A 21,040-nucleotide genomic window follows, 5' to 3' on the forward strand; every position below is an offset into this window, starting at 1 on the left:
AATCAGTACCGGTACGACACCGTCAGGGTGCCCCGCGCTCCGTTGCCTTTGATGTAATCAGCGTCGCGGGCTGCCCACTGCGAAATGGCGGGGAAGTAATCCCGGTTCAGCAGATTCTCGACGCCCAGCGCCAGCGACCAGGCGGGAGTAAACTGATACGACCCGCTCAGGTTCACAAGCGTATAGGCCCGCACCGGCGCCTGCGCATAGGCATAAACCCCGCTGGCATTCGGCCGGAACCGATCGCGGCTGCCGGCGGTCAGCGTACTGATCGAGAGCATCCACGCTGCGCTCGGTTGCAGCCGAATATAGGCCGTTGTTTTGGGCGATGCGATCCGGTCGTTACCCAGGTAGGTTTCGTAATCGCCGTCGGCATTCCCGTCCGACTTTCCTTCAATGTAGGCATAGCTGCCGCCAATGGCCAGCCAGCGCAGGGGCGTAATGTCCAGGGCGGCTTCGTAGCCACTCACCCGCTCCGGTGCCCGGATAATCTCGAACACCCCCGAGGGCAGCTGCCGGTACGACGCGCCCAGTTCTGAGCTGCTCCGGTACGCATTCAGCTCATACGAGACATAACGCCCCAGTTGCCCGGCAATCCCCGCTTCGTAGTTGTTGACAATAATCGGCTTCGTTTCCAGCTGGCTCACCACCGACCGCTGCGACGTTCGAAGAATACGGCCCAGTTCGTTGATCGAGAATGCCTGCGAGAAACTCACGAACGGCTGTATCGCCTTCAGCCCCGAGTACCGCAATCCTATGTTACCCACCAGCGCGTTATAGGTCAGGTCGCCCCCCTGCACGGCCAGGCCACCGTCGTATTTTTTAGTCGTAGCGTTGTACGTTTTGAGGGTGGTAAAGTCGGACACCCGAACGGCTATATTTTCGTACCGAATACCGGCTTTCAGCGTCAGCTGATCGAAGAAATCTGTTTTTAGCTGGGCGTAGGGGGCCAGGTTACGCATGCGCATGTCGGGTGTCCAGAACCGGCCGTCTTCCAGCTTCTGGGCCGTCTGGTCGTTGAGCGCGTCGAGTCCGTAAACCAGATTTCCGCTTACAGCACGCCCCAGCCGGTACGGCGTGTACAGATTCAGCCGGACGCCGTTCTTGTTGGACACCACGTTGGACTGCCCCCCGTTTTCGAAGAACTCAGCCTCGTACCCGTATACTGTCCGGAAGCTCTGCAGATAGGCTACGACCTCCAGGCCCGTCTTGCCGATCAGCTCGTTGTGCATGTACCGAACGGTGGCGTTGTGGTTGTAGGGGGTTCCCTGCGGCCGGCCCGGTACCGATTCAGTGGGGACGCCAATGGTAGGTGTAACCCCAAACTTGCCGAGTTGCTCGCGGTAGTTCAGCTTCGACTCACTCCCGAAGTAGTTATACATCACCTCAACCCGCTGCCGGTCCGACAGGCGGTAGCCCACTTTGGCCAGCAGGTTGTAGCTGTTCATCTGGCCCAGGTTGTAAAACGGCGAAATAACCGCGCCCGTGGCATCCTTGAAGAGGCCCGTGCGCTCAACGGTTCCGTTCAGCACGTAATCGATCCGGTTTGTTTTTCCGGAGAACTGCTGACTCAGCCGCCAGCCCTGCGTATCGGTAGCGTTGCTGAGGCCACTGGTCAGGCCGACCCAGGTCTGCCCCGAAAACGGTTTGTTGCCGGCCGGATTCTTCGTGATGTAGTTGATAATGCCGCCGTCGGCCCCGTTCCCGTAAATAGCCGTTGCCCCCTTGATGACTTCAACCCGCTCCAGCGCCGACGGATCGATGGTGCGAATATCGCGCCCTCCGTTACGCAGTGGCGTCGACTGCGGCACCCCGTCAATCAGCACCAGTACCTGCCGGCCCCGCAGCGTCTGGCCCGTATTGCTGGTCCGGTTCGTGAAATATCCGAAGCCGGGCACCGTATTCATCAGTACGTTGGTGATGTTTGTATTGATAGCCAGTTGCTCGGTGATCTGCCGGGGCGTCACGATGCTGACCGCCGACGGAACCTTACTCAGACTCTCGGCCTGCCGACTGGCCGTTACGACTACTTCATTCAGCGCGCGGGCGTTTGCTTTCAGGGTTATGAGTACGTCCGATGCCGGTTGCCCGTCAACCTGAACCACCTGCTCGATGGGATCGAACCCTACCGCCGATACAACCAGCGTTTGCGACCCTACCGGCAGCGAACCCAGCTGGAACGTACCCGTCTCGTCAGCCGTTGTACCCTGAGGATATCCTTTGAGACTGATTGACACGAAAGCAGCTGGCTGACCATCGGCGCTGACGACGCGACCACGAATAGTACCGGTAGCAACCGGCTGCGCAGTACTGTTAAACGACAGAAATAGAATAGAAAAAAGAACGAATACGTTTCTCATGAAGCGAATGGTGTCGACCGGCAGGCAGGTTGGGCAAACCGCCCGAAAAGCGGATTACTGCTCAACGAATCCCCGGAGCGACCTCAGTACGACGTCGGTTGTCCGGGGGTCTGATCCGACAGACAATTGGTGAATTATACGGCAAACCTAGGACTTGTTTAGAATCGATCCAAACAAATGCCTGAGTAATTTAAAACAAGTCTAAACAACTTGGGGTAAATCGACGGCGGGTGGGTAACAGAAAAGCCCCTCCGATTGCTCAGAGGGGCTCTAATACGTTTATAGCGTTGTCGGTAATAAATACCGGCAGTTGTGCCTTAGTAAAATTACTTCGCGCTATCCGACGACATGGTCGAAGCAGAATCGGTAGCCATGGTCGAATCCGTAGCCATCGTAGATGACGAATCAGACATCATGGTCGACGTGCTGTCGGTTGTCGTCGTTTCGGTTTCGGTCTTTTTCGAGCTGCAAGAAGTAGCGAGGGCGATCATAGCCATGAAAAAGAAGGCAGATTTCGTGATTGCTTTCATAGTTTTGGAATGTTTTTGTTTACAGATGAAAAATGAATGAATGTCAACGTTAATACCCTACCGGGTAAAAGGTAACCCAACTTTTTTTTATTTTTTTTTGGGTTACGTCTCCGGCGTTTCCCGTATTAAGTAATGAACCAACGCGATGAAGGAAAGCAGGCAGCCTGCCTTGACTGATGATGAACTGCTGACGGGCCTGGCCAATGGGTCCGATCATGCGCTGACTCAGTTATATCGACGGTATTTCCCGATGGTGCTGCATCTGGTTACGACCAACAGCGGTACCGACGACGATGCCAAGGATATTTATCAGGAAGCGCTTGTGGTGCTGTATGAGAAAGTTCGCTCCGGTTCGCTGGAGTTGCACTGCCAGCTGAAAACATATTTGTATTCGGTATGCAGACGACTGTGGCTGAAGCAGTTGACCCAGCAGAGCCGCTACATGGTACGCGATGTTGACGCAGCCGCAACGGACCAGCAGGCCGTTAATCAGTTAGATGATGATCTGACTGATCACGAAGAGCGAAACCGTCAGTTCGATCTGATGGCCGACTCGCTCGACCGGCTCGGTGAACCCTGCCGAACGTTGCTGGACGATTTTTACATCCAGCACCTGAGTATGCAGGACATCACCGAAAAATTTGGCTATACCAACGCCGACAACGCCAAAACGCAGAAGTACAAGTGTCTGATGCGGCTGAAACGGCTGTTTTTTTCGGAGTACAAAGTATAGGGTTCCCCCTGCGGCAACCCTGTCAACTGATCATCCCATCTGACTCGAACGAGTCTGCACAACAAATATGGATATGAACGAACACAATGACATTGAAAACGCGCTGCGGGCCTATGGCGACCGCATCCGGTTTCGGCGCAGACTGGCGGCTATCCATGCCGACATGAACCTCGACGACGTACGTGAAGAGGCTCGTATGTACCGTTCAGACGCCACCCAGTCGGGCCAGATCCGCATGTTGTGGCGTACGTATCGCACTACGCTGGCCGTTGCCGCGTCGGTAGCCGTCATTACAACCTTTGGCTCTATTTTCCTGTATCGGGCCTATCAGCAGAGCCACAAGCAGCAGGAGCAGCAGTACAGCCAGTTGAGCAAGGAGATCCAGGCGGTAAAGTCGTCGCAGCGGAAACTCATCAATGATTTCACGGGGCGGAGTCGCTCGCTGAGCGTCAACCCGGCTCAGATTGCCGGGTCAGGTTTTCTGCTGACCCCCGATGGCTACTTCGTCACCAACAATCACATTGTTCGGGATGCCGACTCGGTTTATGTGCAGAGTGCCAAAGGCGAGATCTACAAAGCCCGGATCGTTCATACCGACCAGGCCCACGATCTGGCTATTCTGCAACTGTGCGACGATACGGCTTTCCGAACCATGCCACCGGTTCCGTATAGTTTCGAGGCACATACGTCCGATCTGGGCGAACGCGTTTTCACCCTGGGCTATCCCCGCGAAGAGATTGTTTATGGCGAAGGCTATTTAAGTTCGGGAACCGGCTTCCGGGGCGATTCAACGGCCTATCAGGTAGCTATCGGTGTGAACCCCGGTAACTCGGGCGGCCCTTTACTCGACGAGAAAGGCAATGTGATCGGCATCATCAGCGGCAAACAGACTACCTCCGAGGGGGTTAGCTTCGCTGTGAAGACGTCCTATCTGCTCGAAAGCATCAGCAGCATTCCGGCCGACTCGCTGAAGGGCCTGCCACTGCGGCTAAACCGGAAGAATACGCTGGTTCGTCTGCCCCGCAAACAGCAGATCAAACGGATGCAGGATTACGTCTATCAGGTAAAAGTGTTCAAACATTAGTCGGCTAACGTAGTTGTATACGTAGTGTAAACACTCGACAACTATGAAAAAGCTCACTATGCTGGCCTTTGCGCTGGTACTCACAATGGCTGCGGCTTCGGCGCAGGACACGAAGGAAAACGCAAAAGAAACGGCTCGTCAGGCTGGCCGCACGGTAGATGCAGCCGGCGATAAAGCCGCCCGCGAAACGCGTAAAGCTGGTCGCAAAATTGACAGAGCTGCCAAAAACACCAAAGAAGACGTGAAAGATGGCACCAATAAAGCCATGGATAAAACAGAGCGCAAGCTGAAAAAGGCCGAGCGCAAACTGGATAATTCGAAATAATACGCTCTTAGCACAGACAAAGGCGTTGGGGCATAGCTCCGACGCCTTTGCTTTTTTGCGGATCGCTCCGTTGCCTGCTACCCGTATATCTCTTTACTTTGACCTCATGAACTCAACCGTATCTGTACTGCTGTTCGGTATTACCCGCGACCTGACTGGCCAGTCGGCCCTCTCCATACCCATCCAGACCGAAACCCGTGTTGGCGATCTGCTCGACCAGGTTCGGCAGCAATACCCGGCCCTGGCGGGTGTGCGCTCCTTGCTGGTTGCCGTAAATGGCGAATATGCCGAAGTAGACCAGACGTTAACCAGTAAAGACGAAATTGCGCTGATTCCACCTGTGAGTGGCGGCTAGATACTATGATTGCTCTGACCACCGACCCCATTGATGTGGCCTCGGCCTTGAAATACCTGCAATCGTCGCAGGCGGGTGCCATTGATCTCTTTCTGGGCGTTGTCCGCGATAATACGCAGGACCGCCCCGTTGACCGGCTCGAATACGAAGCCTACGACCGGATGGCAATCAGCGAGATGCAGAAGATAGCCGACGAGGCCCACCAGCGCTGGTCGATCCTGCGCTACACCATTATTCACCGGAAAGGCACGCTGCTCACCGGCGAGATAGCTGTACTCATCGGCATCACCACCGCCCACCGGGCCGACGCCTTCGAAGCCTGCCGCTACATAATCGACACCATCAAGCAAACCGTGCCTATCTGGAAAAAAGAAATATTCACCGATGGCGAGGTATGGGTAAACGCCCATCCATAAACCAATAGGCTCTACAGGCCTGCGATTTACAAATGGGCGTTTGCTTATTGGAATGAACCGGGCGAAACTCTATCGCCTGTTGCTGCGAAATGGCTGATCAACCGGTACACGAATGGGTACAAGATTACGCTGCTGCGCGTTCGGCATAATTACCGGCCGAAAGATCCGGTCAGCCAGATGGCTCCAGTTGACCACTTGCATGTATTGACTAATCTGCTTGAGTGCGTTGTACATATGGGGAACAAGTTAACTGGTAAGAAGTTGTATATCAGCCAGAAATGCAACCACCCGGGCCTGGCTTGCCGCCAAATTACCAGTGGTAACACCGACTCGTTCTGGTTGTATATGTAGTAAACGAATTTGTAGGCAAAATGCTTTAAAATTCCTGCTATTCATTTATTTAACCGCCCTGGCTGCTGCCGTAAGCTCCGCAGATAAAGGAAGTTTTCTCCTGCTTCCCGAACTAAATTCAGCCTACTTTTCTCCGACAGCGTCCCCACCTGACGCGTGCTATGTGGCGTTGCGGCAATCCGAATTGGGTTAGGTTCTGCATGTACACCCGCCTTTCTACATACCTGGCACCACGGACCCTTAGCCGTAAAAATGCTTAATCTATAAGCAAATATATGCACTTGTATGCAAATCTTACCTGGAATAGTGCACCTCGATATTGTGTAAAATTACCTACACTTTTACACCATCCCTAAGTATACTCAGCTACCTAAATAACTATCAATCAATATATTGGTTACTCCCCAGAGTTGTTGGCACAGTTTTTCCAAATGCAATGTCGTGTTTATCACAGTCAACTTTAATACATCACTATCATGTTGTTTGAAAGAAGAAAGCATCCACAGGACTACCTCACAGACCAAACCTTTCTGACTGGAGTACTGACCGGACTGGTCACTGGCCTGACAATCGGCTTTCTGTTCGCTCCACGATCAGGCAAAAAGCTGCGCAAGCAGATTGCGAACTCACTGAGTGACCAGAGCTGGGATGCCCAGCGCCAATGGAACAGAACGAAGGAGCAAGCTCGGGAAACCGTAGATACCATCAAGGCGAACGTAGGCTACGTTGCCGATAAGGCAAAAAATAAAGCCGAACACCTGGCCGACGATGTTCGCTCGGGTGTCGATCATCTGAAAGATGCAGCCAGAATCGGTTAATACAGTTCGGCTATTCTGATTTACTCAACAAGTATGAAAGAATCCCCGACTCAGATTGAATCGGGGATTCGCTTTTAACCGCCCAGCCTTTATAAGTCGATGCAGCGCTGTGCCAGGCCCCGACGGGCCATCTTTACTTCTGTAGTCACATTAATACTCAACGTCAATTAGCAAAACAATGGAACGCGAATTTTCCTACTCGACAGATCCAGTCTACGGACGGGCTAGTTTTATGAAACGAATCTCCTGGAGCGCTGTCTTCGCCGGCGTACTGGTAGCTATTGTTAGCCAGATGTTGCTGACCCTATTGGGGCTCGGCATCGGCCTAAGCACCATCGACCCGGTATCAGAACGCAACCCAACTGCCGGACTGGGAACCGGAAGCGCCATCTGGTACATCATAAGCAGCCTGCTTTCTTTATTTATGGGAGGCTGGATTGCCGGTCGGCTAGCCAGTACCCCCCGTCTGTTCGATGGTATTGTTCATGGCGTACTGACCTGGTGTCTGGCCACACTGATCACGATCTATTTCCTGACAACGACCATCGGCAGTCTCATTGGCGGGGCTAGTCGGTTGGTAGGCAGTCTGGTAAGAACAGCCGGAACGGCGGTTGCTGCAGCAGCCCCGAGCATCGGTAACGCCGTAGAGGGTGAGCTCAAGGATAACGGAATCGATCTGAAAAACCTGGATCTGGGCGATCTGAAAAAGGAAGCCAACCGGCTGTTGCGACAAACCGGCGATGCCAATCTGAACCCAGCTACGCTGGAGCGCAAAGTAGAGCAGGCAGGTCAGCAGGCAAAAACGGCCGCCGATCGGGCCGCGACTGACCCGGCAGCAGCCGACGATATTGCCGGGGGGTTATTCGACCGGCTGTTCAAACAAGGACAGACTACGGTAAACAGCGTTGACCGGGAAGATGCGGTAAATGTGGTTATGAAGCGTACCGGAAAAAGCCGGGCCGAGTCTGAACAGATTGTCGACAACTGGATCAGTACCTACCAACAGGCAGTTGCCAAACTACAGCAAACTCAGAAAGAAGCCGAAGCCACCACCCGCAAGGCCGCCGATGCCACGGCTTCTGCGGCATCAAAAGCGGCTATTTTTGGCTTCCTCGGCCTGTTGATCGGGGTCGTAGCGGCTGGCTACGGTGCTAAGATGGGCACCGACTCTAAATACAACCTGAGTTCACTGGATCGCCCAATGGGGTCCGTCCGCTAATTATCCTACCCACTACACGCCAGGCCGGGTATCTGCTTTCAGAGCAGATACCCGGCTTTTTTGGTATCACTTTAAAACTACGGAGCTTGCGGTTTACCCCCATAGGATACCGTTCGTTTTGCGCGAGCTATCAGGTAATGCGCGGAATGGGTTCAGTAGAAGCCATTCTAATTATCCTTACGATGTGACGCTCCGTTACAGGCTACACAATCACGGCCTGGTGTAACCCGGTAACCTGATGATCTCTCCCGCTTTTTCCAGACGACTGAACATAGCTACGCTGGCTACCCTGGCCATGTTAGGCCTGTGGCTGCTGCTCGATTCTACGCTGACGGCCACGATCTGGGACGGTATGACCATCAGCCAGTCGGCCGTACAGGTAGAATATTGCGAGTTTAACCATCCGCATCGCGTCTTCCACCAGCCGATCAATACCTACTCGAACTTAGCCTACCTGTTCTTTGGCGTTTTTATTCTGCTCGTTGCTTATCAGGACCAGCAAAACCACGGGCTTCCGGTCACTAATCGGATGGCTGGTTTTCCGCTGCTCTCGGGCCTGATGGGCGCCTGCTTTGTTTATTTATGCCTGGGCAGCGCCTTTTTTCATGCCTCGCTGACTTACGTTGGCCAACGGGTAGACATGAACGCTACCTATAGCATCCTGCTCACCCTGGTGGGCATTACGATCTATCACGTTTTCCATAAACTACAGCTGAAGCCAACTCAGCAACGACTCTGGGTTGTGGTGTTGCTGGCGCTGATTGGCCTGTGGGCTCCGCTGGCCCTCCTCGTGCCCAGCTCCCGACTGGTGCCAGCGCTGATCCTGCTCCTGAACGTGGGCATGCTGGTGAACTACGTTCAGTTCAGGGTCCAGCGTTCTATCGGGCTGGTGCTGCTCAGCTTCGTGCTGATTGTGCTGGCTATTTACATCCGGACAATGGATGTACGAAAAATCAACTGCGACCCTTATTCGTATTATCAGGGACACGCGTTATGGCACGTCCTGACGGCCCTGAGCAGTTTTTGCAGCTACTGTTTCTTTCGATTCGATAAAGCTTCGAACCCTGGTCGGCCCTGACGTTTTCTCTGCGCAGGTATCCGGCTTTTATACCGCCAGCACTTCCTTAACGGTCTGTTTGGCCTGCCACCAGCCCAAGCCTGGCGGAACGAGCGTATCAACAGGTCGGCCAAGAGCCAGCTGCCGCACCATGTCCGTTAACTCGGTAGGCTCCGGGCGCCCGCTGCTCAGGTCGAAGACGCCGGGTTCGTGGCGGTTTTCGACCCGGGTCAGCAGATTGTGCCAGTCATAAAGGCCCAGTAGCGCCCAGGCCGTAACCGCCCGGATATCGGCCCCCGCCCGCCGGGCTGCTTCGGCCTGTTGCCATACTTCGCCCAGCCAGCGCTGTTGCTCATCGACGGTACAGCCCAGATGAGCTTCGGTAATGGCCATCGGCAGTCGGTACCGTTCCCAGGCCTGACAGAGCAGGGCAGCAATGCCCAGCCGCTGCGCCGGGTTGGCGCGCACAATCTCGGTATCGGCGTATCGATGACGTCCGTTACTGCCGTGGGTCCAGGCCCCGTGACGAGTCAGATCCTCGTCCAAGTATCGTTCGCTGGTTACGTAATGATTGATACCGAGTAACGAGGGCGGACAGGGGTTCTCGACGTGAAACCACAAGTCGCGTTCCGACGCACCCGATCTCCGCAGGTAGCTCCATAAAGCATGGCCAGGCGTAACGCGACCGCTGAGCAGATCCCAGGTTAGCCAGCGCCTTTCGTTCTCAAAATCAGCCTGATAGCGCAATTTTGGGGTACTATGGGTGCAGCCCAGATCATCGGTCTGAACGAGCTGGGCCGCGGGTTGAACAGCCCGAATCTGAGCCATAGCCAGCACAGTGGCGCGTAACTGCCTTAACAGAATAGCGACAAACTGTTTGTCCGACCGGCCGTGTGGATACCATATGCCGTATAAGCCCGAGAAGCGGGCCGTGGTAAGTGGTTCATTGACGGGCGTGTAGGCTTGCACCCAGGGGTACCGCTCAGCTACCTGCCGGGCATAGCGGGGGAGTTCCCGGTCGAAAGCGGGCGTATCGAACGTGGCGTAACGCGGTCCGCAGCCGTGGTGAACCAGACCCACTATGGGCCGTATCCCCAGCGCCCTCAGTCGGTTCAGCCGCTCGTCGGGCCAGCGCCAATCCAGCGAGTCGGGGTGGTCGGGGGCCGTGCGTTCCCACAGTACAGGGTAGCGCAGCGTCCGAATGCCCAGCTCAGCTACCGCATCCAGATCCGAAAGCCGGTCGTGGTGACCGCTGCGGCTGATCTGATCCTGATATACATCCCCTACCCGATTGACGGTGCATTCGATTCCGCCCCAAAGGGCTACTTTGGCCGAAGCTGGGGTGGCATCCACCGTCTTTTTCTGTATCCGTATACTCATCTGATTGTGTATAAGAAACCGCTCCGTCCGTTCGAATGGCCGCGACAGGGATTGATCTTTGGCAGCATTGCCTATCTGTATCGAATCCGGTCACTCGGTTCTGTAGTGGCAACTCCTTAATTATCAGAAAGCTCCTGAATCAGCAGCAGTCCGGTGAGGCAACGGCCGTTTTCCGTACCGGACTACCGATATCGGGTTCTGGTTGATCGACAGCAACGACGCTACCAGGGAGTCTGGCCAAGCGCTGCCTCCGGACCAAATGTTCCTGATGACCATATATAGTACTAGTTTTGGCGCAGTTTGTTGCAGATCACAGCCGGTAGAGTTACTTTCCAGGTCCATACTCCTGTACAGCAGCTGCCTGTAAAGGGGCTCCTACTGAGCATCGTCTCGTCGCCCACGCTACGGATAGGAAGGCTGATGTAATACGTGTAAAGCTGAGTTACTGGTAGAGCCAGCGGGCTACCCATCGTACATAGCGTGGCATGATAACGAACGTCATCAATCCAACCAGTACCATACTCGTCATCAGCGGTTTAACCAGGGGCGCTAACCAAGCAGGAAGAGCCGACAAAAAGGGCGATAGCAGCCAGGGAATAAGAATGGATAAGGGAAAAATAGCCGACCATGTCAGCAGAAACTGCTTGTAGGCCGGAGCCGCTTTTCGGGAAGCCGGTGGGGTGAACCAGAACTCAAGCCCTGTTTTCACATCTATCTGTTCGTCGGCGTGCAGCAAAGGCCGCACCTTCTCGATCATTTGCCGGCGGATGTCCGACTCCAGCCAGTTATGCAGGTCAGCTTCGGAAGAAAAATGAAGAACAATGGTGTATTCGTCGTTCTCGCCATGGGGTCGGATTACATTCACCCCCCGATGCCCCGCAGCCCGTTGCGCCAGGGGCACCATTTCCTTCAGCCAGTTTTCATAAGCGTGAATCTGCTGTTTGATGGGCCGCTGGAGAATAATCGTCGTCACGGCGCTGTCAATTTCGATCGGCATACTGGCTGACATGGCGAGAGTCACTTGGTGATACGGTCTGACGGATATAAGCAGTTAGTTGTAAAAATACTTTCGGAGCCGGCTCAACCTCTTTTACCAGCTGTAACAAATCCAGTAAGAAGTTATTCGTACCGGCAACCGAGCGGGCCTTAGGCCGGCAGATACAAGCTGAAGGTAGCTCCCTGGCCGGGCTGACTGGTGGCGGTAATGGTGCCGCCATGGTTGGCCGCTACTTTCTGACAAATAGCCAGCCCAATGCCGGTACCCGCAAATTCGCCCTTACTGTGTAGCCGCTGAAACACCTGGAAAATACGATCGGCATACCGGGCGTCGAACCCGATGCCGTTATCGGCCACCTCAATGCAAAAATACACGTCGGCCGTTCGGGTGGGCTGAATGGCTGGCGGCAAGGCAGCAGCCACCACCCGTTCGCACCTGATCCGGATCTGCGGAGTCGCGTCTGGCCGGCGGAATTTCAGCGCGTTGGAGAACAGATTACTGAAGAGCTGCCCCAGCTGCGATGTATCGCCTGCTACCGTCGGTAGTGGGTCAATCGTTACCTGGGCTTTGGTTTCATCAATAACCATCTCCAGGTCCAGCAGTACCTCCTGCACAACCGCCGTTAAGGAAACCTGCGCCTGGTCTTCCTGCTGGGTAGAAATGCGGGAGAAGCTCAGCAGATCTTTAATGAGCGTCGACATCCGGCTGGCGGCTGCCTGCATCCGCTCCAGAAAGTTCACCCCCTCCCCCAGGCCGTCGGCATACTGCGTTTTCAGGATATCGCCAAACGATTGGATCTTGCGCAGCGGTTCCTGCAGATCGTGGGAGGCTACGTAGGCAAACTGCTGCAGGTTCTCGTTAGACCGGCGCAGATCACCCACCAGCGCCTGCAACTGCTGGGTACGCGCCTGTACCTGCTGCTCCAGATCGGCCGATAGCTGCCGGTAACGGGCTTCGCTTTGCTGAAGATCCTGCTGCGCTTTGATCTGCTCAGTAACGTCGATGGCAATGTCGAGGATGGCAAACACCCTGCCCTGCTCGTCGCGCAGGGGGGTGTAGGTGATGTTGTAGAAATTATCCGTCATGACCCCATTGCGGACAATTTTCACCTGCGAACCGAAGCTCTGGAACATCTGCCCCGAGGTGTAGACCGTATCCAGAATTTGCAGGAAGGGCTGGTTTTCGGTTAACAGTTCGGGCATGACCTCCCGCAGCGGCTTCCCGACGATGTCGGGGCCTTTCCCGACAATATCGATGAAGGCCTGGTTGGGTAGCTCGACCACCAGATCGCGCCCCATGAACAGCCCCATGGCCGCAGGTGCACTGGCTATGACCGAACGAAGCCGGGTTTCGCTGGCCTCAACCGCCCGCCGGGTATGCACATGCTGGGTCATATCGACGACAACGACCAGCACGTGGGTAATCTGACCGGTCGAATCCCGCTGGGGATGGTAGGTGTGATCGATATAGATCGTTTCCAGCCGGTCGCCATGCCGTACAACGACGGGCACCTCATGGTTGCGGTACGACTCGCCGGTACTCATCACCTGACGGAGCAGCTCGTCGAAACCCTGCCCCGCCAGTTCGGGGAGGGCCGTCAGGAGGGGCTTCCCTACCAGTTCGTGAGGGGGGCGTCCTGCCAGCCGTCCGTAAAAGGGGTTGGCCATCTGAAAAATCAGCTCTTTCCCGCTGATGAGGGCGATCCCGACGGGGGCATCTTCAAACGAAGCCAGAAGCCGCTGCTGGCTTTGCTCGATTTGCTGACGGGCCAGCCGCTGCTCGGTTACTTCATTGGCCACTACCATAACCCGATCGATGCTCCCGTCCGGGTTGGGCAGCGGCTCGTACACGTAGTCAAAAAAGAGTTCTTTCAGTTGCCCGTTACGAACCAGCCGGACCGGTTGCTCCCGGCCAATGAAGGGCTGCCCGGTTTCCCGTACGGCTTCCAGCTGGCGATCGAAGCCCTGCCCGGCTAGTTGAGGAGCAGCTTCGAGCAGGGGCCAACCCGTTACCTCTTCAGCGGAGTGGTTCCAGAGTTGAGACAAGGCTGGATTAACCCGCTCAATCAGGTTGCTGGTGCCCCGGAAAACAGCCACCCCGAGCGGGCTGCGCTGAATCATGGCATCGAGCAGCTGCTCGTTGGCTTCTACCTGCCGACGGGTCAACACCTGGTCGGTTATCTCGGTAGAGATAACCAGTACCCCCGAGATAACGCCATCGCTCTCGTAAAAGGGTTCGTAGACAAAATCAATGTAGGTAGGCTCCAGCTGGCCATTACGCTCCAGCATAACCTTGAGTTCGTTGGCTACAAACCGTTTGCCGGTGGTATAAACGCCCGTCAGCAGCTCTTCAAAGCCCTGGCCGGCGGCTTCGGGCAGAGCGTCGAAAAGGGGCTTGTTGATGACTTCTTCACGCGTACGCCCCCAGTAGTCGAGTACCTGTTCGTTGGCGAGGCTGATGACAAACCGGGGGCCGCTGAACAAAGCCATGGCTACGGGTGCCTGTTCAATCAGTCGGCTAAACCGCTCTTCACTTACCGCCAGCTGCTGTCGGCTTTCGACGGCCTGGGTTGTTTCTGTGCAGGTGACCAGCACCCCGCTCACCGCCCCGGCATCATCGGCCAGCGGACTGAAACTGTAGGTCCAGTAGGCATACCCCATCTGCCCCTCGCGGTAAATGGGCAGTTTCTGATCTTCGAACCAAACGGCGTCACCACCGCCCATAATCCCCCTGATCATCGGGCCAATTACCGGCCACGACTCGGCCCAGCTTTCTTCACCCCGCTGCCCTAACGAAGAAGGGTGCTTGCCGTCATTTCCCAAACTGGGCCGAAAAGCATCGTTATAGAAGGTAATCAGGTCGGGTCCCCAGAAGATGAGCATGGGAAAGCGGGACGAGAGCATCATGTGGACCAGCGTACGCAGGCTGAGCGGCCAGCGGTCTGGATGCCCCAGCGATGTGTTCGACCAGTCGTAGTGACGGGTGAGCTGCCCCATCTCTCCGCCCCCGGCTAAAAACGGAAAAGAAGCGTTATCGGATTGTTCGGGTACCATAATCCAGCGTAGAGCCCGGGAGCTTTGCTTGTAAACAATCGGAACGAAAACGGCCGACCACGCTGGTCAACCCAACAGGCGTGTACGCGTTGATTTACGAAGACTGGCAGAAGCTGACAAGCCTGCTTTTCGGTCGGGTCAGCTCACCGGCTTGCCTTACTGTACTTGGCTCACCGGTTAGCCGGCAGCCGGGGTATAGCCTGGCAAATACGTCTTCTGAGCCGGTACAGCCCCTCGTCAAAACCGCCCCGTATGAGCGGCCCCGTCCTTCGCAAACATAGCTTTTTTGCCGTACAATCAGCCATAAAGCCCCTAAAACTGACCGCACGACCCAATCAGGCGCCGACGCTGAGCCCGATCCGGACGACCGGCCCTACGGGTCATTACTGCGGACTGGCTTGCATCAGTTTGAGGGCCTCTTCGTCTTTGTACCTGACAATCTGCTCTTTTAACTGGGCTTTGAGCCTAGCCGTCACGTTCTCGTAGCCTTTCTGCCCGTAGAGGTTTTTAAGATTCTGGGGATCTTTCTGAATGTCGTATAGCTCCCAGAAATCATCCGGACCGTAGAAGCGGGCCAGGGTGTACTGGTTCGTGCGTAATCCGAAATGGGGCGATACCCGGTGCGGCTGCGGATACTCGTAGTAGTGGTAATACGCCTGGTTTCGCCAATTTTTCTGACCTCCGGTCAACAGCGGCATAAACGATTCACCCTGGATATAGGCCGGAACGCGGGTGCCGGTCAGGCTGAGCAGCGTGGGCGCCCAGTCGACGTTCGATACGATCTGCCGCACCTGGCTGCCCGGTTTGATAACCCCCGGATACCGAATCACGAAAGGCGTTTTCAGTGATTCTTCGTAGATCCACCGCTTGTCGAACCACCCGTGTTCTCCCAGATAAAAACCCTGATCAGAGGTGTAAACGACCACCGTATTCTTGGCTAGGCCACTTTTATCGAGGTAATCGAGCAGTTCGCCGATGTTCCGGTCGAGTGAGTTGGCCGTCGACAGATAATCTTTCAGGTATCGCTGGTATTTCCACTCGGCCAGGGCTTTACCCGTCAGCTTTTTCTCCTCAAACTCGCGGCTGATTTTCTGATAATAGCCGGAGAATGCCTTTTTCTGCTCCGGGCTGAGCCGTCGGTAGGCGCCCTCCCGAACGTAGGTATCCAGCTGCTTTTCCTGCTCGGGCGTTGGTTGGTTCGATCCGTACAGGGCTTTCCGGAACTTGGCCTTTTCCTGATCGACGGTAGCCTCGTTGACCTCATAGGCGACGTTCACTTTCAGGTCGGCCATGAGACTCATCGTCTTGTCGATGCTCATTTCCTGTTTCTGAGCCGCCAGCCGGCCTTCGTAGTTGTCATAAAACGTAGCCGGTATCGGGAATGTGACCTTGTCATAAGCCCCCAGATCCTCCAGCGCGGGCATCCACTCGCGGTGGGTTGCCTTATGACCAACCACCAGGAAAAAAGGCTTCTTCGTATCCCGCCGGTCCAGCCAGTCTGTCGACAAGGTCGTTACGACATCGGTCACGTAGCCCGGGTAGCGTTTTGTCTCGTTGTTGGAGTTGACAAAATCCGAATTGTAATAACTGCCATGCCCCGGCAGGATATTGAGGTAGTCGAACCCGTGGGGCAGGCTACCAAGGTGCATTTTGCCGATCCAGGCGGTCTGATAGCCGTTTTTCTGCAGCTCCTCCGTAAATACCGGCTGGGTAATGTCGAAGACTTTCTCGTTGAACTTGTAGCCATTCCGGTGCGAATACTGGCCGGTCAGTAAGGTGGCCCGGCTGGGTCCGCAGATGGAATTAGCTACCACGTTGTTGTACAGAATGGCTCCCTCCCGGGCAATCCGGTCAATATGGGGCGTTTTGGCCAGTTTACTGCCATAGGCGCTGATAGCCTGGGAGGTATGGTCGTCCGAGATAATAAAAATGACATTGGGGCGCTGCGGCCCGGCCTGGTCCGGCAGGCGGTTATCCACCTGAACGGACATGTAGCTGGGGATGGCCAGCAGCGCAGCCAGGGCAGCAGCTCCCGGTACGGAGCGAAAAAGCGTCTTTCTGTTCATAGGGTCAACGATTGTGGCTGCGCTATCAATACCGGCCTGAGCCAGCTCGCAAACACCGCCGAAACGATTATCTGGATGTTACGCACCGAAAGCCGAGGTTATTACTCCCACTCGTTACTTCTCCTTTGCCCCGGCTCCCGGCTTTGTATCGAATACAATATTGATCACTGCACAGAAACGAGCCGCCCCGCTGCACCCGCTTTATGGCGCCAGGCTCGTCGGGGTCGTAGCTATCAGTGGGCCCCTGCGGATTCTGAGCCGGCGACGCAGCGTAGTAATCGGGGCGGTAAAAGTCCTGACACCACTCCCACACATTACCGTCCATGTCGTACAGCCCGTACGGGTTAGGTGGGAACGTTTTGACCGGAGCGGCTTCGGCGTACCCGTCTTCTTCCGTGTTTTTCTGCGGAAAATTGCCCTGGTAAATGTTGGCCATCCATTTGCCCGCCGGCTTCAGCTCGTCACCCCAGTAGTAGGTAGACGGCTTTTTGCCACCCCGTGCAGCCAGTTCCCATTCGGCTTCGGTAGGTAGTCGTTTGCCCGCCCACTGCGCGTAGGCGGCCGCATCTTCGTAGCTGACATGCACAACCGGCTCGTTGTCGCGCCCCTGTAGGGAACTGCCCGGCCCCTTCGGATGCCGCCAGCTCGCACCGCCTACGTACCGCCACCACTGCAGCGGATCGGTGAGGGATACGGCCTGGGCGGGGGGCGTAAACACCGCAGAGCCGGACACCAGCTGATCGGCGGGAACGTCCGGGAAATCGGCTGGCTTCAGCGGTCGCTCGGCTACGGTGACATAGCCCGTCTTGCTGACGAAGCGGGCAAACTCGGCATTGGTCACTTCGTGCTCGTCCATCCAGAAACCAGCAACGGTCACGTTATGAACGGGCCGGGCATCGGGAAACTCGTCGGCGCCCATCAGAAAGGTAGTACCGGGTATCCAGACCATCCCGTCGGGGTGGCCCGTACCGGCCGCCTGACGAATTGTGGAGGAGTCGGAAGGTTTTTCGCTGGCGCGGCCGGGCGAAGCGTTCGTGTCCGACGTTGACTGGCATCCGCCCATGACGGCGCTCCCCAAACCGATCATCACCGAGGCTACGCGCGTAACGGTTAGCACGCCCCGAAATCGTAACGCTGGGTGAACGGAGCAATCGATAAGGCGGCTAATTTTAGGGGTCATAGCTGCGTCTGGCCAGTGGCTCACTGGCTAAAGTTAGCGACATCAGCTAAACTACTAGTCCAGATGGGTTAGTAATAACAGACGGATTTTTGTCCTTATAGGAAAGTGTGTTCAATTTCTATACTACTTTAGTCTACTTTACCCCTACCTCATGAATCTCCCCATCGAACCGGGTTTCCCGAACCGACGAACCTTCCTGACCAGCGTTACGGCGCTGGCAGCAACGCCACTCCTGTCGGCTTTACCACGCGTTGGCCCGGCTCATTATCCCGGTCAAACCAGCCCGGCTTATACCGTTCAGCAGGTTATCGATCTCATCCTGCGGGAGATTCCGGGCGCGCCCTTCGCCAAAACGGTCGATCAGCTGCGGGCCGGTAGTCCTGACCAGTCGGTAACGGGTATCGTTACGACCATGTTTCCCACCCTGGAGGTCATCGAAAAGACGGTAAAAGCCGGAGCTAACTTCATTATTGCCCACGAAACCCCGTTTTACAACAACGAAGATCAGACCGACTGGCTGCAGCAGGACGATGCTTATCGGTACAAAGTAGACCTGCTGACGAAGCATAAGATTGCCCTGTGGCGATTTCATGACTACTGGCACGCCCACAAACCCGATGGTATCCTGTTCGGCAACCTGCTCAGGCTCGGCTGGGACAAACTCTACGACAGCGCGAATCCCCGCATCATTACCCTGCCCCAGGCCATGCCGTTGCGGTCGATCGTTCAGCAGGTGAAACAAAAGCTGGATATCCCCTCCGTACGGGTAGTAGGCCGGTTGCAACAGCCCTGCCGCAGTCTGTACCTGGCGTTTGGCTACATGGACAGCAAGCGTCAGATAGCCGCCATTCAGGCGTACAAGCCCGATGTGATCCTGAGCGGAGAAACCAGAGAATGGGAAACGGTGGAGCGGGTCAGAGACGGCCTGCTGATGGGCCAGAAAACATCGCTGGTCGTGCTTAGCCACGCCGTCAGCGAAGAAGCCGGCATGGCTTACGCAGCTACCTGGCTGACGCCCAAACTGGCGGGTCTGCAGGTTACCCACATACCCAGCGGAAGCCCGTTTCAGTTACTCTGACCCGCGGACTGGCAACCTGCCAACAGCGTATAGACCACTTACCACCAGGCCGGCTACAGTTACGGTTGCGCCCACGACCGTTTGCAGACCGGGTATTGGCAGGTTAGCCATAAAGGCCACATCCATCAGCCCGTGAAAAAGCGCACAGGCCAGTATACTGCCCCGACTTCTGCTGAAAAGAAACGTAAACAGGATCGAGCCACACCACAGACTAACAAGCCAGCCCGCCAGGCCAGCCCCATCCAGGCGACTAAAGCCGGACCTGGCATACAGAAACAATGGCCAGTGCCAGACTGCCCAGCCCAGCGTAAGCCAGCCCGAAGCGCCGAGTGCGGTATGTTGATTCAGGAGCCGGGGCAGGGCGTAGCCTCTCCAGCCCGTTTCTTCACCCAGGCCGACCCAGCCCAGCGTGAGCAGCAGGTACGGGAAAGGTTTGATGGCTGGCAGCTCGGACGTGCGCCAGATGGCCATCCAGTCTACCGCGATCCCCTGCCAACGGGCACTGACCCAGGCTACGCCCAGCACCAGCCCCAACGGAAGCAGGGGAACAACCAGCTCGTAAAACAGCGGCCGGCGGGGTATAACCATGCGCTGCACCAGCTTTTGCAGCCCCGCCTGGCCCCTCTCTCGCCAGGTCAGATACAGGCCTGCCAGCATGGGGCCCGCCAGACCCAGGTAATGAGGCACCGCCGACAGGGACCAGCCCGGAAACCACAGCGGCCGAATGTAAGGAAACCAGCAGGCCCACGAAAAAGCGCACGCCAGCAGATAAAAACGTCCGATTGAATACATAACCTACCCGGATTAACTCCCCCGCAATGTCTGCCCCAACGCTGCCTGACGGTATGAGAACCCTCAGCCAGCGCGCCGATAAAACTCAGCGTGCAACTGGCGCTGGGCGGGTGCTGACGGTGCTGCCCCTACTGACCTGCCGGTGTTCACTGTTTTTTTTTCGGGCTGATGTTGCACAACAAAAAATAGTATTAACTTTGAATCACAAAGTACTTTATATGACACAGCATCAAGAGCAACTCGCAGCCTTGCAGGAGATCCGCAGCCTGATGGAACGCTCCTCCAGCTTCACGTCCCTGAGTGGGTTCTCCGGCATTGTTGTCGGTCTGCTGGCCCTGGTCGGGCTCGGCGTCGTATACGGCATCATGAACCAGCAGCATGTATCCTATTCGGCTGTCTGTCAGGGTCAGCTTCCGGCAGCAACCGGCCAGCTCCTGATGCTGACGGCGCTGGCGACGCTGGTACTGGCCCTTGGCTCGGTGGTCTTTTTCAGCTGGCTGAAGGCGCAGAAAGCCGGGCAGTCGATCTGGCAGGAGCCGGGTCAGCGGGTTTTCGGCAACCTGTTCATTCCGCTGATCGCGGGCGGGGTATTTTGCGGAGTTTTGCTCTACCACCAGATCCCGTACCTGGTAGCACCGGCGATGCTTATCTTTTACGGACTCGCGCTGATCAACAGCAGCAAGTACACGTTTATCGATATCCACTACCTGGGTCTGGGGCAAATCGCCCTCGGGTTGCTGGCCAGCTTTCAGGTCGAGTATGGTCTGCTGGCCTGGGGAGCTGGCTTTGGAGGGCTAAATATCCTCTACGGTACGCTGATGTACGACAAGTACGAAAAAGACAGGTAAAGACTGTATCAAGCCATCGAACGTCCTGACTATCGAGATGTGAATGATTACATAAACCATATCAACAAAGACTTCGAGAGTCGGGTCCGGCTGGGCATCATGTCGGTGCTGATGGTGTCAGATCCTGTCAGCTTTACCGTTCTGAAAGAAAGTCTGCACCTGACCGATGGCAACCTCGCCAGCCATTTACGAGCCCTGGAAGAAGCCGGGTATCTGCGGGTCGAGAAGCAGTTTGTGGGGCGGAAGCCGAATACCGTTTACCAGGCCACGCTGGCAGGAACCGAGGCCTTCAGAAACCACCTGAACGCGCTGGAGCAACTGGTTCTGAACACGAAAAGCAACTAATTTTTTTCATCTTTTCACTTTGAATAACAAAGTACTTTACTATCTCATACATT

19 protein-coding genes are annotated in these 21,040 nt (G+C 55.8%); 11 read left to right on the forward strand and 8 right to left on the reverse strand.

Features of this window, described 5'->3' with window-relative positions; translation table 11 throughout:
• Nucleotides 1–2: 2 nt before the first annotated feature.
• Both EQG79_RS21280 and EQG79_RS31180 read right to left on the reverse strand, forming a co-directional pair.
• Nucleotides 3–2,360 (reverse strand): TonB-dependent receptor, encoded by a 2,358-nt coding sequence (locus EQG79_RS21280; protein WP_129603816.1) that lies wholly within the window; start codon nucleotides 2,358–2,360, stop codon nucleotides 3–5.
• A 326-nt stretch (nucleotides 2,361–2,686) separates the two neighbouring features.
• Nucleotides 2,687–2,890 carry a hypothetical protein gene (locus EQG79_RS31180; protein WP_170315661.1) on the reverse strand — a complete coding sequence of 68 codons (204 nt, stop codon included), beginning with the start codon at nucleotides 2,888–2,890 and terminating at the stop codon, nucleotides 2,687–2,689.
• Nucleotides 2,891–3,035: 145 nt separating this feature from the next.
• On the opposite strand from EQG79_RS31180, the gene EQG79_RS21290 reads away from it, so the two are divergent.
• The 8 genes from EQG79_RS21290 (at nucleotide 3,036) to EQG79_RS21325 (ending at nucleotide 9,269) form a co-directional block, all read left to right on the forward strand.
• On the forward strand, nucleotides 3,036–3,623 hold the full coding sequence (locus EQG79_RS21290) for an RNA polymerase sigma factor (RefSeq protein ID WP_077921276.1): 588 nt from the start codon (nucleotides 3,036–3,038) through the stop codon (nucleotides 3,621–3,623).
• Nucleotides 3,624–3,690: 67 nt separating this feature from the next.
• The gene (locus tag EQG79_RS21295; RefSeq protein WP_077921277.1) at nucleotides 3,691–4,707 is read left to right on the forward strand and encodes a S1C family serine protease; all 1,017 of its coding nucleotides are present in this window, start codon (nucleotides 3,691–3,693) and stop codon (nucleotides 4,705–4,707) included.
• A gap of 43 nt (nucleotides 4,708–4,750) precedes the next feature.
• Nucleotides 4,751–5,032, forward strand: coding sequence for a hypothetical protein (locus tag EQG79_RS21300; protein ID WP_129603819.1), 282 nt, complete (start codon nucleotides 4,751–4,753; stop codon nucleotides 5,030–5,032).
• Nucleotides 5,033–5,138: 106 nt separating this feature from the next.
• Nucleotides 5,139–5,387, forward strand: a complete 249-nt coding sequence (gene moaD / locus EQG79_RS21305; RefSeq protein ID WP_077921279.1) for a molybdopterin converting factor subunit 1 — start codon at nucleotides 5,139–5,141, stop codon at nucleotides 5,385–5,387.
• A 5-nt stretch (nucleotides 5,388–5,392) separates the two neighbouring features.
• On the forward strand, nucleotides 5,393–5,803 hold the full coding sequence (locus tag EQG79_RS21310) for a molybdenum cofactor biosynthesis protein MoaE (protein WP_077921280.1): 411 nt from the start codon (nucleotides 5,393–5,395) through the stop codon (nucleotides 5,801–5,803).
• Nucleotides 5,804–6,630: 827 nt separating this feature from the next.
• Nucleotides 6,631–6,972, forward strand: coding sequence for a YtxH domain-containing protein (locus EQG79_RS21315; protein ID WP_129603822.1), 342 nt, complete (start codon nucleotides 6,631–6,633; stop codon nucleotides 6,970–6,972).
• Nucleotides 6,973–7,204: 232 nt separating this feature from the next.
• A complete protein-coding gene (locus EQG79_RS21320; protein WP_236648736.1) occupies nucleotides 7,205–8,191 on the forward strand; it encodes a hypothetical protein in 987 nt (328 codons plus the stop codon).
• 238 nt (nucleotides 8,192–8,429) lie between these two features.
• Nucleotides 8,430–9,269, forward strand: a complete 840-nt coding sequence (locus EQG79_RS21325; protein ID WP_129603825.1) for a ceramidase domain-containing protein — start codon at nucleotides 8,430–8,432, stop codon at nucleotides 9,267–9,269.
• Nucleotides 9,270–9,296: 27 nt separating this feature from the next.
• Here EQG79_RS21325 and EQG79_RS21330 read toward each other — a convergent pair whose 3' ends face one another.
• The 5 genes from EQG79_RS21330 to EQG79_RS21350 all read right to left on the reverse strand — a co-directional run bounded on the left by EQG79_RS21330 (nucleotide 9,297) and on the right by EQG79_RS21350 (nucleotide 17,924).
• Nucleotides 9,297–10,628 (reverse strand): family 1 glycosylhydrolase, encoded by a 1,332-nt coding sequence (locus EQG79_RS21330; protein ID WP_129603828.1) that lies wholly within the window; start codon nucleotides 10,626–10,628, stop codon nucleotides 9,297–9,299.
• A gap of 442 nt (nucleotides 10,629–11,070) precedes the next feature.
• Nucleotides 11,071–11,625 carry an antibiotic biosynthesis monooxygenase gene (locus tag EQG79_RS21335; RefSeq protein ID WP_240699413.1) on the reverse strand — a complete coding sequence of 185 codons (555 nt, stop codon included), beginning with the start codon at nucleotides 11,623–11,625 and terminating at the stop codon, nucleotides 11,071–11,073.
• 149 nt (nucleotides 11,626–11,774) lie between these two features.
• Nucleotides 11,775–14,678, reverse strand: coding sequence for a PAS domain-containing sensor histidine kinase (locus tag EQG79_RS21340; RefSeq protein WP_129603831.1), 2,904 nt, complete (start codon nucleotides 14,676–14,678; stop codon nucleotides 11,775–11,777).
• A 383-nt stretch (nucleotides 14,679–15,061) separates the two neighbouring features.
• Nucleotides 15,062–16,744 (reverse strand): sulfatase family protein, encoded by a 1,683-nt coding sequence (locus EQG79_RS21345; protein WP_129603834.1) that lies wholly within the window; start codon nucleotides 16,742–16,744, stop codon nucleotides 15,062–15,064.
• A 67-nt stretch (nucleotides 16,745–16,811) separates the two neighbouring features.
• The gene (locus tag EQG79_RS21350; protein ID WP_394343318.1) at nucleotides 16,812–17,924 is read right to left on the reverse strand and encodes a formylglycine-generating enzyme family protein; all 1,113 of its coding nucleotides are present in this window, start codon (nucleotides 17,922–17,924) and stop codon (nucleotides 16,812–16,814) included.
• A 151-nt stretch (nucleotides 17,925–18,075) separates the two neighbouring features.
• Here EQG79_RS21350 and EQG79_RS21355 point away from each other — a divergent pair, with 151 nt between their 5' ends.
• Nucleotides 18,076–19,002, forward strand: coding sequence for a Nif3-like dinuclear metal center hexameric protein (locus tag EQG79_RS21355; RefSeq protein WP_129603837.1), 927 nt, complete (start codon nucleotides 18,076–18,078; stop codon nucleotides 19,000–19,002).
• Here the strand turns inward: EQG79_RS21355 and EQG79_RS21360 are convergent.
• A complete protein-coding gene (locus EQG79_RS21360) occupies nucleotides 18,994–19,794 on the reverse strand; it encodes a CPBP family intramembrane glutamic endopeptidase (protein ID WP_129603840.1) in 801 nt (266 codons plus the stop codon). The genes EQG79_RS21355 and EQG79_RS21360 overlap by 9 nt on opposite strands.
• A gap of 218 nt (nucleotides 19,795–20,012) precedes the next feature.
• Between EQG79_RS21360 and EQG79_RS21365 the strand changes: the two genes are divergently transcribed.
• Together EQG79_RS21365 and EQG79_RS21370 are read left to right on the forward strand one after the other, a co-directional pair.
• A complete protein-coding gene (locus EQG79_RS21365) occupies nucleotides 20,013–20,642 on the forward strand; it encodes a hypothetical protein (RefSeq protein WP_129603843.1) in 630 nt (209 codons plus the stop codon).
• A gap of 39 nt (nucleotides 20,643–20,681) precedes the next feature.
• The gene (locus EQG79_RS21370) at nucleotides 20,682–20,987 is read left to right on the forward strand and encodes a winged helix-turn-helix domain-containing protein (protein ID WP_077921291.1); all 306 of its coding nucleotides are present in this window, start codon (nucleotides 20,682–20,684) and stop codon (nucleotides 20,985–20,987) included.
• Nucleotides 20,988–21,040: the final 53 nt, after the last annotated feature.

Source organism: Spirosoma sordidisoli (genome assembly GCF_004138325.1).
Lineage (GTDB): Bacteria > Bacteroidota > Bacteroidia > Cytophagales > Spirosomataceae > Spirosoma > Spirosoma sordidisoli.

What these genes read in the sequence shown, in the direction of transcription:
- EQG79_RS21280 (WP_129603816.1), bottom strand. Translation starts at nt 2,360, where the DNA reads ATGAGAAACGTATTCGTTCTTTTTTCTATTCTATTTCTGTCGTTTAAC.
- EQG79_RS31180 (WP_170315661.1), bottom strand. Translation starts at nt 2,890, where the DNA reads ATGAAAGCAATCACGAAATCTGCCTTCTTTTTCATGGCTATGATCGCC.
- EQG79_RS21290 (WP_077921276.1), top strand. Translation starts at nt 3,036, where the DNA reads ATGAAGGAAAGCAGGCAGCCTGCCTTGACTGATGATGAACTGCTGACG.
- EQG79_RS21295 (WP_077921277.1), top strand. Translation starts at nt 3,691, where the DNA reads ATGGATATGAACGAACACAATGACATTGAAAACGCGCTGCGGGCCTAT.
- EQG79_RS21300 (WP_129603819.1), top strand. Translation starts at nt 4,751, where the DNA reads ATGAAAAAGCTCACTATGCTGGCCTTTGCGCTGGTACTCACAATGGCT.
- moaD (WP_077921279.1), top strand. Translation starts at nt 5,139, where the DNA reads ATGAACTCAACCGTATCTGTACTGCTGTTCGGTATTACCCGCGACCTG.
- EQG79_RS21310 (WP_077921280.1), top strand. Translation starts at nt 5,393, where the DNA reads ATGATTGCTCTGACCACCGACCCCATTGATGTGGCCTCGGCCTTGAAA.
- EQG79_RS21315 (WP_129603822.1), top strand. Translation starts at nt 6,631, where the DNA reads ATGTTGTTTGAAAGAAGAAAGCATCCACAGGACTACCTCACAGACCAA.
- EQG79_RS21320 (WP_236648736.1), top strand. Translation starts at nt 7,205, where the DNA reads ATGAAACGAATCTCCTGGAGCGCTGTCTTCGCCGGCGTACTGGTAGCT.
- EQG79_RS21325 (WP_129603825.1), top strand. Translation starts at nt 8,430, where the DNA reads ATGATCTCTCCCGCTTTTTCCAGACGACTGAACATAGCTACGCTGGCT.
- EQG79_RS21330 (WP_129603828.1), bottom strand. Translation starts at nt 10,628, where the DNA reads ATGAGTATACGGATACAGAAAAAGACGGTGGATGCCACCCCAGCTTCG.
- EQG79_RS21335 (WP_240699413.1), bottom strand. Translation starts at nt 11,625, where the DNA reads ATGCCGATCGAAATTGACAGCGCCGTGACGACGATTATTCTCCAGCGG.
- EQG79_RS21340 (WP_129603831.1), bottom strand. Translation starts at nt 14,678, where the DNA reads ATGGTACCCGAACAATCCGATAACGCTTCTTTTCCGTTTTTAGCCGGG.
- EQG79_RS21345 (WP_129603834.1), bottom strand. Translation starts at nt 16,744, where the DNA reads ATGAACAGAAAGACGCTTTTTCGCTCCGTACCGGGAGCTGCTGCCCTG.
- EQG79_RS21350 (WP_394343318.1), bottom strand. Translation starts at nt 17,924, where the DNA reads ATGACCCCTAAAATTAGCCGCCTTATCGATTGCTCCGTTCACCCAGCG.
- EQG79_RS21355 (WP_129603837.1), top strand. Translation starts at nt 18,076, where the DNA reads ATGAATCTCCCCATCGAACCGGGTTTCCCGAACCGACGAACCTTCCTG.
- EQG79_RS21360 (WP_129603840.1), bottom strand. Translation starts at nt 19,794, where the DNA reads ATGTATTCAATCGGACGTTTTTATCTGCTGGCGTGCGCTTTTTCGTGG.
- EQG79_RS21365 (WP_129603843.1), top strand. Translation starts at nt 20,013, where the DNA reads ATGACACAGCATCAAGAGCAACTCGCAGCCTTGCAGGAGATCCGCAGC.